At 66.1% G+C, this 14,532-nt stretch carries 14 protein-coding genes and 1 pseudogene; 9 read left to right on the forward strand and 6 right to left on the reverse strand.

Features of this window, described 5'->3' with window-relative positions; translation table 11 throughout:
* Positions 1-65: 65 nt before the first annotated feature.
* The gene (locus ACU8HS_RS19080; protein ID WP_447014948.1) at positions 66-575 is read right to left on the reverse strand and encodes a YidB family protein; all 510 of its coding nucleotides are present in this window, start codon (positions 573-575) and stop codon (positions 66-68) included.
* Between the two features lie 385 nt (positions 576-960).
* Here ACU8HS_RS19080 and ACU8HS_RS19085 point away from each other — a divergent pair, with 385 nt between their 5' ends.
* The 3 genes from ACU8HS_RS19085 to ACU8HS_RS19095 all read left to right on the forward strand — a co-directional run bounded on the left by ACU8HS_RS19085 (position 961) and on the right by ACU8HS_RS19095 (position 2,693).
* On the forward strand, positions 961-1,758 hold the full coding sequence (locus ACU8HS_RS19085; protein WP_112759487.1) for a lytic murein transglycosylase: 798 nt from the start codon (positions 961-963) through the stop codon (positions 1,756-1,758).
* A gap of 101 nt (positions 1,759-1,859) precedes the next feature.
* Entirely contained in the window at positions 1,860-1,988 is a 129-nt protein-coding gene (locus ACU8HS_RS19090) for a hypothetical protein (protein ID WP_447014949.1), read from the forward strand.
* A gap of 297 nt (positions 1,989-2,285) precedes the next feature.
* A complete protein-coding gene (locus tag ACU8HS_RS19095) occupies positions 2,286-2,693 on the forward strand; it encodes a hypothetical protein (RefSeq protein WP_447014950.1) in 408 nt (135 codons plus the stop codon).
* A 51-nt stretch (positions 2,694-2,744) separates the two neighbouring features.
* On the opposite strand, the gene ACU8HS_RS19100 is transcribed toward ACU8HS_RS19095, so the two are convergent.
* The 5 genes and pseudogenes from ACU8HS_RS19100 to ACU8HS_RS19120 form a co-directional block, all read right to left on the reverse strand.
* Positions 2,745-4,451 carry an adenylate/guanylate cyclase domain-containing protein gene (locus ACU8HS_RS19100; RefSeq protein ID WP_112705899.1) on the reverse strand — a complete coding sequence of 569 codons (1,707 nt, stop codon included), beginning with the start codon at positions 4,449-4,451 and terminating at the stop codon, positions 2,745-2,747.
* Between the two features lie 855 nt (positions 4,452-5,306).
* Complete coding sequence (locus ACU8HS_RS19105; protein WP_447014951.1) at positions 5,307-5,849, reverse strand: RES family NAD+ phosphorylase; 543 nt, start codon at positions 5,847-5,849, stop codon at positions 5,307-5,309.
* Positions 5,850-5,885: 36 nt separating this feature from the next.
* Entirely contained in the window at positions 5,886-6,224 is a 339-nt protein-coding gene (locus ACU8HS_RS19110) for a hypothetical protein (RefSeq protein ID WP_447014952.1), read from the reverse strand.
* A gap of 321 nt (positions 6,225-6,545) precedes the next feature.
* Positions 6,546-6,768, reverse strand: a pseudogene (locus ACU8HS_RS19115) (hypothetical protein); the annotation flags it as partial.
* Positions 6,769-7,076: 308 nt separating this feature from the next.
* Positions 7,077-8,012: a sugar-binding transcriptional regulator gene (locus tag ACU8HS_RS19120; protein ID WP_113499568.1), complete on the reverse strand. Its 936-nt coding sequence runs from the start codon at positions 8,010-8,012 to the stop codon at positions 7,077-7,079.
* Between the two features lie 84 nt (positions 8,013-8,096).
* On the opposite strand from ACU8HS_RS19120, the gene ACU8HS_RS19125 reads away from it, so the two are divergent.
* The 6 genes from ACU8HS_RS19125 to ACU8HS_RS19150 all read left to right on the forward strand — a co-directional run bounded on the left by ACU8HS_RS19125 (position 8,097) and on the right by ACU8HS_RS19150 (position 14,518).
* Positions 8,097-8,801 (forward strand): HAD-IA family hydrolase, encoded by a 705-nt coding sequence (locus ACU8HS_RS19125; protein ID WP_113414764.1) that lies wholly within the window; start codon positions 8,097-8,099, stop codon positions 8,799-8,801.
* Positions 8,802-8,975: 174 nt separating this feature from the next.
* Complete coding sequence (locus tag ACU8HS_RS19130) at positions 8,976-10,610, forward strand: ABC transporter substrate-binding protein (protein WP_447014953.1); 1,635 nt, start codon at positions 8,976-8,978, stop codon at positions 10,608-10,610.
* A gap of 80 nt (positions 10,611-10,690) precedes the next feature.
* Positions 10,691-11,707: an ABC transporter ATP-binding protein gene (locus tag ACU8HS_RS19135; protein WP_447014954.1), complete on the forward strand. Its 1,017-nt coding sequence runs from the start codon at positions 10,691-10,693 to the stop codon at positions 11,705-11,707.
* The gene (locus tag ACU8HS_RS19140; protein WP_112758934.1) at positions 11,704-12,687 is read left to right on the forward strand and encodes an ABC transporter ATP-binding protein; all 984 of its coding nucleotides are present in this window, start codon (positions 11,704-11,706) and stop codon (positions 12,685-12,687) included. Before ACU8HS_RS19135 ends, ACU8HS_RS19140 begins: the two co-directional genes overlap by 4 nt.
* 11 nt (positions 12,688-12,698) lie before the next feature.
* A complete protein-coding gene (locus ACU8HS_RS19145) occupies positions 12,699-13,628 on the forward strand; it encodes an ABC transporter permease (RefSeq protein WP_112706441.1) in 930 nt (309 codons plus the stop codon).
* Between the two features lie 11 nt (positions 13,629-13,639).
* Positions 13,640-14,518 (forward strand): ABC transporter permease, encoded by an 879-nt coding sequence (locus ACU8HS_RS19150; RefSeq protein WP_447014955.1) that lies wholly within the window; start codon positions 13,640-13,642, stop codon positions 14,516-14,518.
* Positions 14,519-14,532: the final 14 nt, after the last annotated feature.

Consider the following 14,532-nt stretch of genomic DNA (forward strand, 5'->3'; position numbering starts at 1 on the left):
TCGCCGCCGGCCATCACCCGCGCCCGGACAGGCCGGTCCGCTGACGGCCGAGCCGGCGCGCCTGCCTACCAGCGCGAGGCTTCCTCCGCGGTCGGCAGGCGGCCCTGCGGGGTCAGCTTGTCGACGGCGGTCGGCAGCACGGCCTTGAGGCGGGAGAGCAGCTCGTCTTTCGACAGGCCGGTCTGCTGGGCGAGTTCGTCCAGCGTATCGGCGCCGAGCGCGTCGGCGAGCTGCGGTTCGGCAAGGTCCTTGTTGGGGCCGGTCTGGACCCAGGAATCGGCGACATCGCCCTTGCCGGCCCTGGCAAAGCTGTCGATCAGCTCGCCCAGCCCGCCGGAAACGCCCCTGCCGCTGCTGCCCGAGCCGAAGATTCCGCCGAGCAGATCGCCAAGCCCGCCGGCGCCGGCCGTTGCCGCGCCTGCCGGATCGGGGCTTGCGCCGCCGCCCGGCCGCACGGAAGGATCGCCCGGCGTCGGGCCGGCGATCTTGCCCAGCATTTCGCTCAGCCGATCCCGGTTCTGCCAGCCGGCCAGCGCCAGCATAGCCAGCAGCGCGGTCATGTTACGCGACACCATTGCATCCTCCTGTCGTTCGTGGAAATCCCGCGCCCGCCCGCCCGACCCGCCCGCCCGAAATGACGAAAGGCGGCGGCGCTCGGGCGGCGGCCTTCACCTCCTGAAAGCCGCAGCCGGGCAGTCTGGTGAGGTAGGGCAGGCCGCGCCGTCTTCAAGGCGGCAGCGCAGGCCGGGCGTGCGCCGATGCCGCGCCGGCCGGAGCACGGCCGCCGGCCGCCGATGCGCCCGGTGGCGGCCCGTGAAGCGCGCGCGCCCGAAGGTGCCGCGGCTGGTTTTATTTTGCACAACCGCTAATATAGGCGGGATCGGATTTTTCTCGCGCGGGCAGGCGTTGCGGCCGGCGCCCCAGGGAAGCGCGATCGATCGGGCCGAGCGGGAGGGCGACATGGGATTGCTTGCCGGAAAACGGGTGCTTGCCGCGGCGGGCGCGCTGGCGCTCTGTCTTCTTGCCGGCCATGCCCAGGCGGCCTCCTGCGGCACGAGTGCGGCCGGGTTCGAAGCGTGGAAGGCGGAGTTTGCCGGGACGGCAAGGGCCGCCGGCGTGCGCGCCAGGGGGCTTGCCGCCCTTGCCGGGGCAGATTACGCCGCAGGCACGATCCGGGCCGACCGCGCGCTCAACCGGGCTTTCGGCGGCTCGGTGGAGGATTTCATGCGCCGGCGCGGCGCAGCCTCGATCATTTCCAGGGGCCGCTCGCTCAAGGCGGCGAACGCCGCGCTCTTTGCCGGCATCGAGCGCAGCTACGGCGTGCCGGCCGGGGTGCTGCTCGCCATCTGGGGCATGGAGACCGGCTTCGGCGCCGCGATGGGCAGCCAGAACACCGTCTCGGCCATCCTCACGCTCGCCTACGACTGCCGCCGCCCGCAATTCTTCGCCCCCCATGCCATCGCCGCGCTGCGGCTGGTGGATATGGGCGCGCTCAGCCCCGGCTCGGTCGGCGCCATGCACGGCGAGATCGGCCAGACCGGCTTCCTGCCCGCAAACGTGCTGGCCTACGGCGTCGGCAACCGCAACATGCGCGACAAGACGGTGGCCCTGATCTCGACGGCCAATTTCCTGCGCGCCCACGGCTGGCAACCCGGCGCCGGCTACCAGGCCAACATCCCCGCCATCGCCGGCTGGAACGCCGCCGGCGTCTACCAGCAGGCGATCGTGCGCATCGGCGAGGCGATTGACGGGGGGTAGGCGGGGCGGGCCACACGGCACAGCCGATGACGCCGGCGCTAAAACTTATCAGCAGGCATTTTTTATCTGAGCGGGGCATATGGCGGGGTTCCGCATCTCGGATGAAACGCCGTCGCCCGCCATCGATCGAGCTTCGCCGTCCGGTCTATATCGGCTGCGAGGGCGCCTCGGAAGTCGGCTATGCCGGTTTCCTGCAAGACTTGATCCGCGACGCCAATTCGACCCACTAAATCTTGCCACGGGTATCGGGTCTATCTCCGCCCTGTCGCGCGCAACAAATGTCGCTTGTCCGCTGTTGGCCCGTTTTGGGTCGTTGGCTTGCTGTCGATAAACTACGGCTCCGCGCTTGTCCAAAATGACAATCTTCTTGTAACGTCTCAGTCAAGTACGAGGCCAATCCACATAAAGCCAAAGAACGTCTAATGAGTGCGCGCCTATCGACAGCCATCAGAATCGGAAACGCCGCCAGGGCCGTACTTATAAAAACGCGGAGCTTTCCAGGTCGGGAGTTCGGAGAGCATGGAGACTTGAGCGAAAGCAACCACGTCGGCGTTGAACCCATGCTTTTGGCGCTCGCGATGGAACTGGCACTCAAAGCGTGGTTCGTTTTCGACCACGACGATCCGAAAGTTATCAAGTCGCATGACCTTGTTAAGCTGTTTGATGGCCTAAAGCTGGAAAGCCAAGAGAAGCTCGACGCGGAGTTCAAAAGGTCTGTCATCCCGTATCATCCCAACTTTTTCCATATCGACTACAGCATCCGTCACCTTCTGCATCAGCACAAAGACGCGTTCATCGATTGGCGCTATCTTCATGAGGCAAAACGATCGATGATGTTTGATCAGAGCGCATTCGAGGCAACGCTCGAAATGGTTCTATGTGAGTTCGAGAAGAGATATCGCATTGAGCCGGCAGTGCGGTCTCGGCTATCCTGAACGCATATCCGTCCATCCCCCCCGAACGCACCGTGCTTTCCCCACCCGCCCTCACGTCTCCGGCAGGCCGGCCTTTCGGAAGCCGTCCACGAAATGGTCGCGGACGGAGGCGTCGCGCAGCGGCTGGGAGCTTAGCCAGTGGGCGATGGTGAAATGAGGGTGGGCGATGAGGAACAGTTCTGCTTCCCGCCGGGCTTCCTCGCCCTGGCCGAGCTGGGCCAGCGCGGCGGCCAGGAATTTGCGGGAGTTGGTGCGATAGGTCTCTTCCCTGCGCAGGGTGGCTTTGGCGGCCTCGTAGTCGCGCGCGGCATATTGCGCCTGCCCGAGATGGCAGAGATACCAGCAGGCCGGATAGGGGTTGAGCCGCAGGGCCTTTTCGATCTGCGCCAGCCCGTCGGCAATCCTGCCGCCCAGCACGGATATGTCCGACATGGCGGCCCAGGTGTCGGCGTGGTTGGGGTCCAGTTCCAGGGCCTCGGCGAAGGCGGCCTCCGATTCCTCCCACCGCCGCTCGTAGGCCAGAATGGTTCCCAGAACGTAGCGGCAGCCGGCATCGTTGGGGTCGAGCTCGACCGCCCTGCGGGCCGACGCCAGCGCCGTCAGGCGGTTGGGGTCTTCCGGCTCGCCGAAATGCGTCCAGGCCAGCCAGCGGTTATAGGCGAGCAGGCCGAGCGCCTCGGCATAGGAGGGCTCCAGCTGAACCGCGCGCTGGAGCAGCATATAGGCCTCGCGCTCGCTTTGCGGCGACAGTTCCGTCAGCTGGCGGGCGCGCACGCACAGGTCGTAGGCCTCGAAATTCTTCGGCCGATTGCGCTGCGCCGGGACGGTGAGCCGGCCGACGAGGGCTTCGACGATCTTGGCGTTCACCTCGTCCTGCAGGCCGAAGACGTCTTCCACCGTCCTGTCGAACCGCTCGGCCCACAAGTGCCGGCCGCCAAGCGCGTCCACCAGCTGGGCATTGATGCGCACGCGGCCCATCGCGCGCCTGGCGCTTCCTTCCAGGATGTAGCGCACGCCGAGTTCCTGGGCGACCTGCCTGACATCGACCGCCTTGCCCCTGTAGCCGTAAACGGAATTGCGGGCGATGACGAAGAGGCCGGCGGTGCGGGACAGGTCGGTGATGAGGTCGTCGGTCAGGCCGTCGACGAAAGGCGCGTCGGCCTCGTCCCCGCTCATGTTGGTGAAGGGCAGGACGGCGATCGAGGGGCATTCGGGCAGCGGCAACGTGCCCTCCAGCGCATCCGGCCAATGCCAGACATGGACCGGGCGCTTGAGGTTCTTCAGGTAGCGCTCGCCGGCATCGAAGAAGCGCTCGCCGATCTTGCCGACGATCTCGCCGTGAACGCTGGCCGAAATGCAGATGCCGCCCGGCGCGGCCTGTCTTTCGAGGCGTGCGGCGACATTGACCCCGTCGCCGAGCACGTCCGAACCCTCGTCGATGACATCGCCGAGATTGACGCCGACGCGCAGGAGCAGGCGCCGGTCTTCGGGAGAATCGACGGCGGCGATCGCCCGCTGCATTTCCAGGGCCGCCGCCACCGCTTCCACCGCGCTGCCGAATTCGATCAGGAAGCCGTCGCCCATGACCTTGAAGATGCGCCCCTTGTGGCGCCTCACGGCCGGCTCGATCGTGCCGGCGCGCAACTGCCGGAGGTTTTCCAGCGTCGCGACCTCGTCCGCCTCCATCAGGCGCGAATAGCCCACCACATCGGCAACGACGATGGCGGCAAGGCGGCGCTGGAGAGATGGATCCGTCATTTCAGGACAAGCCTAACGACCGAATTAGCAGGTTATTGTTCAACCGCCGGTGAGTCAACACGCGGCAGGGGGCGGCACCCGGTTCGCGGCGCCGATGACACGCGGCGATTGACGGGGGGGCGGTTGGGCGAGGGGGCCTTACGGGGTCGGGTAGACAGGTCTGCGCCCGGAGCCCCCTCATCCGCCTGCCGGCACCTTCTCCCCGCCGGGGAGAAGGGGGAGTGGCGCGCTGTCCTGCTCCATCGAGGCGCCCGGTTTGTCGTGAAGGGTGCGGCGGTCTCCTCCTTCGCCCCAGCGGGGAGAAGGTGGCCCGAAGGGTCGGATGAGGGGGCCACACGGCACAGCGGAAGACGCATGGCCTATTGATTGGCGGCGCGGCGGAGAAACGGCGACGCCTGCGCCCGGAGCTCCCTTGTATCTGCACATTGATGATTTTGTGCGAAAGAAGCGACTGAGCCTCTTGCCGGGTGGCCACCCGGCAAGAGGCGTGGCGTCGTCGCCCGTTCCCCCTGCGGTTACAACCGTGGATGAGCCAGGGATCGTCGCCATCGTCACGTACGACCGAACAGTCGCTTGGTTCCAACCGCACGCACAAGGCAGGTTACCGTAAACAGCATCATATGTGGAGTGGATGTTTCGAAGGACTGGCTGGATGTGTTCATCCGCCCGTTGGGTATTTCGCAGCGTTTCAGCAACGATGCGGCCGGTATTGGCGCGCTTTACAGGATTGCGATCGGGCGCAACATGGCGGCTAGAGCATTTCCGGCGAAAACGGAGTCGCCTTCAATGCTCTAGCTTATTGTTTTCCCCGCAATTCCGGACGCAAAACCGGTTCCCACTTTTGCTGGAATTGCTCTAGCGGATGTTCGTTCTGATCCAGCTCGGCCAGTCGATCAATCCGTGGTCCGAAATGACCTTCATGGCATCAGGCGGCAGACGATCACAAAACAGGATAAGGTTCATGCAGTCCCATCGAGCACTTGGGACAATCAGCCCATCGAACTCAAGGAAGTGTGCCGCTTCGGCGATGTCCTGCGATCGCGGATATTCATCGCTTACGCGGTCGTACGAAAGCTGCCCATAGCGGGACGAATCCAGCCCGAGTGCCCTCAGAGCCTCCAAGTCGATAAGCTGAAGCGCGCGGTTGACCGTGACTTCGAGCTCATGCACGGCATATTCCACTTTCGAGGGAAAAACCGGTTGACCGCGTCCGAGATGAAAGAACATCTCAGCGATCGCGCCGTCTCGTTTCTGAGAGGTGTATAGCACGTCGAAAGTTCCATCATCCCATCTGCCGCCCGCGCGTGCACAATCGACGGGCGATCTTCCCTTCCTCACGACACGCCACACCGTGCCTTCGAAACGGACGGGCGTGAGCGCTTCGATCGCGTCGATCAACGCATTGTCCCGGCTTCTGCGCGCGTGAACCATGCTTTACAGGAAGACCTCGTTATCGAGGCGGTCAATGACCTTCAGTACTTCGATCGCACGGTCCTGATGTATAAGGTCAATCGCCCGTTCGCCGTTTAGTTGCGGATGACGGGCATAAAACCAGATCCGAATCTCTTCCGCCGAATAATAATCCGTCAGGCGGGTCACGACATAATGCAAATCGGAAAGAATAAGCTCGTTACGTGGCTGAGGCTTTATATCGCCGGCACGCCAGCGCGAGACGGTCGCTTTCGACACGTCCATGATATTGGCGATATCGGTCCCTTTTAGACCGCCTGCATCGCTAATCTCGTTGAGAAATCTTGGAACTGCTCCCTGCATGGTACTTATCGCATCTGCTGCATGTTATGAATGTTCCATATCGGTTTCACGAAACAAAAATATGAAACCGAATTGATAATGTCAATGAAAATGTTCCAGCTATGTTCGCGCCGCAGCCTGTCGAAAGGAACTTTTAACGGCCGAAATAGGGACAAGCGGGCAAAGGGTACCTGCTGTGGCGCCCTCGCGATTGTCAGCAACAGCGACCGCAGCGTTGAGAGCAATTCCATCCACATGCAGGTGCGGGGGCCGCACGGCACAGCCGAAGACGCGAGGGCCTATTGATTGGCGGCGCGGCAGAGAGACAGGGGCGGCGACGCCTGCGCCCGGAGCCCCCTCATCCGCCTGCCGGCACCTGACCGGGGTTGAGCCACGGGTCTCAACCCGTCCTTCGGACCCCCGCAGGGGAGAAGGGGAGTGCGGCGCTGTCCTGCTCCATCGAGGCGTCCAGTTTGTCGTGAAGGGTGCGGCAGGCTCCCCCCTTCGCCCCAGCGGGGAGAAGGTGGCCCGAAGGGTCGGATGAGGGGGCCACACGGCACAACAGAAGACGCACGGCCTATGCCGTCCAGCGGAAACGGCGTGGCAGAGAGACAGCAGCGGCGACGCCTGCGCCCGGAGCCCCCTCATCCGCCTGCCGGCACCTGACCGGGGTTGAGCCACGGGTCTCAACCCGTCCTTCGGACCCCCGCCGGGGAGAAGGGGAGTGTCGCGACGTCCTGCTCCATCGAGGCGCTTGGTGCATCGCAAAGGATGAGGCGGTCTCCCCCTTCTCCCTTGGGGGAGAAGGTGGCCCGAAGGGTCGGATGAGGGGGCCACACGGCACAGCCGCCGCCGCCGCCACCCACACCCCCATCACTCCGCCAAAAGCACCCGCGCGCTTTCCTCGTCCGTCACCAGCGCGGTCGCCAGGCCTGCCCGCAATGTGGCGCTGAGGATGGCGTGTTTGTGGGGGCCGCCGGAGGCGATGATGCGGCAGGGGATGCGGCGGTAGTCGGAAAGGTCGGGGGCGAGGACCTGGGCGTTGAGGGGGTGGGCGACGGGGTGGCCTTGCGTGTCGACGTAGCGGCCGAGGAGGTCGCCGACGGCGCCGACGGCGATGAGGTCGGATATGTCGGTGGCGGCCGGCAGGCCGTAGCGCACCTGCAGCGACTGGCGGGTGACGTCGCCGACGCTCAAGAAGGATATGTCCACTTCGCAGGTCTGGCGGAAGATGCGCTCGAAGACCGATTGCGAGATGATCGCCTCGCGCGATTGCGGGCTCTCGGCATAGATCGGGGCGGCGAAATAGTGGCATTGCGCCTTCAGCACCTGCGCGAAGGCGCGCACGATCTCGAACGTGTTGATCTCCGAGCCGCGCGTCAGCCCGCCCATCATCGAGCGCACCTCGATCTCGGGCGCGCTTGCAGGCGTCATGTGGATGACGGTTTCGCGCAGCGTCGCGCCCCAGCCGACGCCGATGGAGCGCGGCTTGCGGGCGGCGATCAGCCGGTCGAGATAGGCGGCCGCACCGCGCCCCAGCGCCTGGTGCAGAAGCTGCGGATCGGCGGGCGTGGGCACGACGATTGCCGCCTCCAGGCCGAAACGCTCCTGCAGGCGCGATTCCAGCGCCATGCCGGGGCCGGGCGGCGAGGCGAAGCTTACCCTGACGATGCCTTCCTCCAGGGCTGCGGCCAGATATTCGTTCACCCGGCGGCGGGTGAGGTTCATGCGCTCGGCGATCTGCGCCTGCGTCAGCCCCTCCACATGGTAGAGCCATGCCGCCCGGATTTTCAGTTCATGCGCTTCCATTCCGTCCCCATCCCAAAGCGGCTTCCACAGGTTGCCGTTACAAATGTCACACTGGTGTAGCATATGTAACGTAATGCCGTCGGCATGACGATAGAACTTCTCATCTTCGATTGCGACGGCGTATTGATCGACAGCGAGCCGGTGGCCAGCGGCACGCTGGCGCAGGCGCTGCAGCGCGCCGGCGTGCCCCTGAGCCAGAGCGAGGTCCACCGCCGCTTCACCGGCCTTTCGGGGCAGGAGGCGCGCGGCCTCTGCCGGGCCGAACTCGGCCTTGCCGATCCCGAGCCCGTCTTTGCCGAGGCGAAGGGCGCGCTCTTTGCGGAATTTTCCCGCTCGCTGCGGCCGATGGCCGGCATGGAAGAGCTGGTGCGCAATGTCAGGCAGCGCAAATGCGTGGCCTCCAACAGCGACATGGACAGGCTGCGCCGCAGCCTCGGCCTGCTCGACCTCTGGGCCGATTTCGCCCCGCATATCTACAGCGCCGACATGGTGGAAAGGCCAAAGCCCGCGCCCGACCTCTTCCTGCTCTGCGCCGGCAGGCTCGGCGTCGAGCCGCGCCGCTGCCTCGTCATCGACGACAGCGCGCTCGGCATTGCCGGCGCGGTTGCCGCCGGCATGGCGGCGATCGGCTTCGTCGACCCGGCCGATCCGCGCAGCGGCCGGCACGAGGCGCTGATGGCGGCGGGCGCGCTGCGCACGGTTACGGGGGCAGGGGAACTGGCGATTGCGCTGGAAGCGCTGCCGGGCCTCCCGCCGCCGGCAAGCAGGCCGGCGGTTGCCGCCGGCTGATCTTTTGGCGCGCGGGGGGCAGCCCACGCGCGCCGCAACGGCTCTTCGCGGCCTCCGCGGCGGGCACCTTTATTGAAAAATTCATGAAGCCGTCAATCCGGCGACATCTGCCTGATTTTAACAACGAGGGCCGCGAGCCGGGGGGCTTGGCGGTCAAGACAAAAGGAGTTTCCGATGATTTCGATCAATCGACGCGGCGCGCTCGGCCTTCTCGGCGCCACCGCCGGCACGCTCGCCCTGCCGCGCCTCGGCTTCAGCCAGGGCAAGCGCCCGTCCGTCACCATCGCGGTGCAGAAGATCACCAACAACAATTCGCTCGACGTCTATCACGAGCAGTCCAATGTCGGCGAGCGCATCTTCTATCCCAACCTCTGGGAAGGCCTGATCCTGCGCGACTGGATGGGCAACCAGGGCCCGGTTCCGGGCCTCGCCACGGAATGGAAGCGCATCGACGAGAAGACGCTGGAGCTGAAGCTGCGCCAGGGCGTGAAATTCCACAACGGCGACGAGCTGACCGCCGAGGACGTGGCCTTCTCCTTCTCCAAAGAGCGCGTGTTCGGCAATACGGAGCCGGTCGGCGGCAAGACCATTTTCGAGGCCGATCACAAGCCGGCCACCGCCAAGGAACTGCCGGCCACCGTGCCCGGCGTCGGCCGCCGCCTGTGGCCGGCGCTTGCCGGCATCGAGATCGTCGACAAGTACACGGTGCGCCTGCACAACACCACGCCCGACGTGACGCTGGAAGGCCGCCTCTATTCCGGCGGCAGCCAGATCGCCAACCGCCGCGCCTGGGACGAGGCCGCAAGCTTCACCGAATGGTCGCGCAAGCCGATCACGACCGGCCCCTACATGGTCGGGGAATACAAGCCGGACGTTTCGCTGACGCTCGTCGCCTTCGACGACTATTGGGGCGGCCGCCCGCCGCTGGAGCAGATCCGCTTCGTCGAAGTCCCGGAAGTCGCCTCGCGCGTCAACGGCCTGCTTTCGGGCGAATATGATTTCGCCTGCGACCTGCCGCCGGACCAGATTGCCGCCGTGCAGGCCGCACCCGGCTACGAAGTGCAGAACTCGACGATCTGGAACCACCGCGTTTCCGTCTTCAACACGCAGAACCAGATCCTCGCCGACCCGCTGGTGCGCCGCGCCATGACGCATGCGATCGACCGCCAGGCGATCGTCGATGCGCTCTGGGCCGGCAAGACGGTCATTCCGGCCGGCCTGCAGTTCGAATCCTACCGCAACAGCGACATGTTCATCGAAGGCTGGGCGCCGCCGGCCTATGATCCGGCGCTTGCCAGGGACCTGTTGAAACAGGCCAATTACAAGGGCGACGCCATCCCCTACCGCCTGCTCAACAACTACTACACGAACCAGACGGCCAACGGCCAGATCATGGTCGAGATGTGGAAGCAGGTCGGCCTCAACGTCGAGATCGAGATGAAGGAAAACTGGGCGCAGATCCACGATCCGCAGGGCGTCAAGGGCGTGCGCGACTGGTCGGCCGGCAATTCGATCAACGATCCGATCACGCCGATGGTCGTGCAGTTCGGCCCGAACGGCGAAGTGCAGCAGAAGAAGGACTGGACGAATGCCGAGATGAACAAGCTCGCCGTCGTCATGGAAACCTCCACCGACCGGGCGCAGCGCAAGAAGGCCTTCGCCCGCATGCTGGAAATCGCCGAGCGCGAAGACCCGGTCTACCAGGTCCTGCACCAGAACGCCGTCTTCACCGGCATGAAATCGTCGCTGAAGTGGAAGGCCGCACCCGCCTTCGCCATGGACTTCCGCGCCAGCAACTGGTCGATCTGACCGGTCCTTCACTGCGGTCTCCGGCGGCCGGGCGCCGCCGGGGACCCTTCTTTTCGATGAAGCAAGAGCGGGGATGAAAGATGGGCACGACCGGCTCCAATCTCGTGGAACTGCGGGGCCTGACGGTCGCCTTCGACGGCGTGCAGGTTCTCCACGGCATCGATCTCGATGTCGGGCGCGGCGAGGCGCTTGGCCTTGTCGGCGAATCCGGCTGCGGCAAGTCGGTCACGTGGCTGGCCGCCCTCGGCCTGCTGCCGGGCAAGGCCAGCGTTTCCGGCTCCGTCACGATCGAGGGCCGCGAACTTGTCGGCGGATCGCGCAGCGTGCTGGAAAGCGTGCGCGGCAGCCGCATCGCCATGATCTTCCAGGACCCGTCGAGTTCGCTCAACCCGGTGCTGCGCATCGGAAGGCAGATTGCCGAGGCGCTCGGCGTGCATCGCGGCCTCACCGGCGAGGCGGCGAGGGCCGAGGCGCTGCGGCTGATCGACATGGTGGGCATTCCCGATGCGCGCCGCCGCTTCGATCTCTACCCGCACGAATTTTCCGGCGGCCAGTGCCAGCGCCTGATGATCGCCATGGCGCTTGCCGGCCAGCCCGATCTCCTGATCGCCGACGAGCCGACGACGGCGCTCGACGCGACGATCCAGGCGCAGATCCTCGACCTGCTCATCCGCCTTCGCGCCGAAACCGGCATGGCGACCGTGTTCATCAGCCACGATCTCGGCGCCGTCAGCCAGGTCTGCGAGCGCGTCTGCGTCATGTATGCCGGGCGCATCGTGGAGGAGGGGCGCGTCGGCGAGCTGTTTTCCGAGCCGCGCCACCCCTATACGCGCGGCCTGTTCGACGCCATTCCGCGCCTCGACGGCGGCCGCGAGCGGCTGATCCCCATTCCCGGCACCGTTCCCAACCCGAAGGAGCTGCCGGCGGGCTGTTCGTTTTCGCCGCGCTGTCCGCGCGCGGTGGAGGCCTGCCGCAGCGAGCGCCCGCCGCTCGTTTCGCTGGATGGCGGCCGCAGGCTTGCCTGCACGCGGCCGGTGCCTTCCGCCGCTGCCGCCGAGGCGCGGTCGCCGCGTATCGCCGAGGGCCTGCTGCAATGACGCCGCTCATCGAAGCCGATAATCTCGTCCGCGTCTACCAGATGCGCCGCGGCCTGTTCGGCCGGCCGAGCCCGGTGCGCGCCGTCGACGGCGTCTCGCTCTCGGTCATGCCGGGCGAAACGCTCGGCATCGTCGGCGAATCCGGCTCCGGCAAATCGACGCTCGGGCGCATGCTGCTCGGCATCGACGCGGCGCAGGAAGGCACGGTGCGCTTCCAGGGCCAGCCGATGCCGGCGCTCCACAGCCCGGAATGGCGGGCCTTGCGGGCAAGGATGCAGCTCGTCTTCCAGGACCCGCTCGCAGCCCTCGACCGGCGCGTGACGATTGCCAGGCAGATCGCCGAGCCGCTCGAGATCCACAGGCTGATGCCGCGACAGCACCAGGGCGACCGCGTGGCGGAGCTGATGCGGGCCGTGGGGCTCAGGCCCGACCAGGCCGGCCGCTATCCGCACGAGCTTTCCGGCGGCCAGCGCCAGCGCGCGGTGATCGCCCGCGCGCTCGCCTCGCGGCCGAAGCTTCTCGTCTGCGACGAGCCGGTGTCGGCGCTCGACGTCTCCATCCAGGCGCAGGTCGTCAACATGATGCGCGACCTGCAGGAAAAGAACGGCATCGCCATGGTCTTCATCAGCCACGACCTGAAAGTGGTGCGCAACATCGCCGACCGGGTGGCGGTCATGTATCTCGGCCGCATCGTCGAGGAGGCGTCCTCCGACGTCATCTTCCGCGCGCCGCAGCATCCCTATACGAAGGCGCTGGTTTCCAGCGTGCCGGTTCCCGGCAAGCCGCTTGAAGGCCGCGTCATCCTGCAGGGCGAGCCGCCGAACCCGGCAAGCCGGCCGTCCGGCTGCGCCTTCCATCCGCGCTGCCCGATGGCGCGCGACATCTGCCGTTCCGTCGTGCCGGAACTGCTCGCGGCGGGCGAGGGGCGCACCGCCGCCTGCCATGTCGTGGCGGGCGAGACCGCGCCGGTCGCGGCATAGGGGAGGTTTTGATGATCCGTTTCGTTCTCGTGCGCCTGTTCCGCGCGATCCTCACCATCATGGCGGTCGTCACCTTCGCCTTCGTCGTGCTGCGCATGTCGGGCGATCCGGCCATGGTCATGCTCGGGCCTGACGTGCCGAAGGAGGCGGTCGATGCCTTCCGCAAGGCATGGGGCCTCGACCAGCCGCTATGGGTCCAGTATCTCGCCTATCTGAAGTCGATCTTTACCGGCGATTTCGGCGTGTCGATGCGCGACAAGGCTTCCGCCATCCGGCTGGTGCTGGAGCGCGTGCCGGCGACGCTGCAGCTCACCGTGCCGGCGCTCGTGCTCAAGCTCGTCTTCGGCATTCCGGCCGGCGTCTATGCGGCGCTGCACCGGCAGAGCGTTTCCGACCGCGGCGTCATCCTGCTGGCGGTGCTGGGCTTTACCATTCCCTCCTTCGTCATGGGGCTGCTGCTGGTGCTGGTCTTCTCGGTCATCCTCGGCTGGCTGCCTTCGGGCGGGCAGGATACGTGGATACACGGCATCCTGCCGACGCTGACGCTCAGCATCGGCGGCATCGGCATTCTCGCCCGCTTTTCGCGCAGCGCCATGATCGAGGTGATGGGCCAGCCCTATATCCGCACCGCCTCGGCCAAGGGGCTGACATGGCGCGACGTGGTGTGGAACCACGCGCTGCCGAATGCGGCGGTGCCGATCGTCACCATCGTCGGCTTCATGGTCGGCTCGCTGATCGCGGGCGCGGTCGTGGTGGAATCGATCTTTTCCTGGCCGGGCATCGGCCGCCTGCTGGTGGTCTCCGTCACCAATCGCGACCTTGCGGTCGTGCAATGCATCCTGCTCATCATCGCCGCCGTCATGGTCGTGTCGAACCTCGCCGTCGACCTGCTCTACGGCTGGCTCGACCCGCGCCTTCGCTCGCACGCGGCCGGACATTGAGGAGAAAGCCGATGGTTCCTGTCGATCTCGCCGCCGCGCCGGCCTCGCGAAAGCCGAACCGCCTCGTTTCCTTCCTGCGCCGCAACCTGCCGGCCTCGGTGGCCTTCGGCATCCTCTGGCTGGCGGCCATGGTGCTGACGGCCGTGCTCGCCGATCAGATCCGCCCGTTCAACATCACGGCCATGGACCTGACCAGCCGGCTTTCGGCGCCGGGCGGGCTCAAGCATCTGCTCGGCACCGACGAGCTCGGCCGCGACGTGCTTTCGCGCCTCATCCAGTCGATCCGCGTTTCGCTCGTCATCGCCTTCGGCGCGACGATCATCTCGGCCGTTTTCGGCACGCTGCTCGGCTTCCTGGCGGCGCGCCTGCGCGGTTTCGTCGAGCATCTGGTGCTGATGCTGGCCGATTTCCAGGCGGCCTTGCCCTTCCTCATCATGTCGCTTGCGGTGCTCGCCTTCTTCGGCTCCTCCATGCCGCTGCTCGTCTGCCTCATGGGCTTCTACGGCTGGGAGCGCTATGCGCGCATCGCCCGCGGCCTTGCGATTGCCGCCGGCGCGCAGGGTTATGCGGCGGCGGTGGTGCAGCTCGGGGCAAAACCCTCGCGCGTCTATCTCCACCATATCCTGCCGAACGTCGCCTCGACGCTGATCGTGTCGATGACGCTGACCTTCCCCGAAATCATCCTGATGGAAAGCGGGCTCTCCTTCCTCGGCCTCGGCGTGCAGCCGCCGGAAACCAGCCTCGGCAACATGGTCGGCTTCGGGCGCGAATATCTCACGCGCGCGCCCTGGATCATGCTGGCGCCCGCCGCCGTCATCATGCTGACGACGCTGTCCATCTCGCTCGTCGGCGACTGGCTGCGCGACAAGCTCGACCCGACGATCCGCTAATTTTCAAGTAGTCC

Source organism: Rhizobium sp. KDH_Rht_773_N (genome assembly GCF_052946295.1).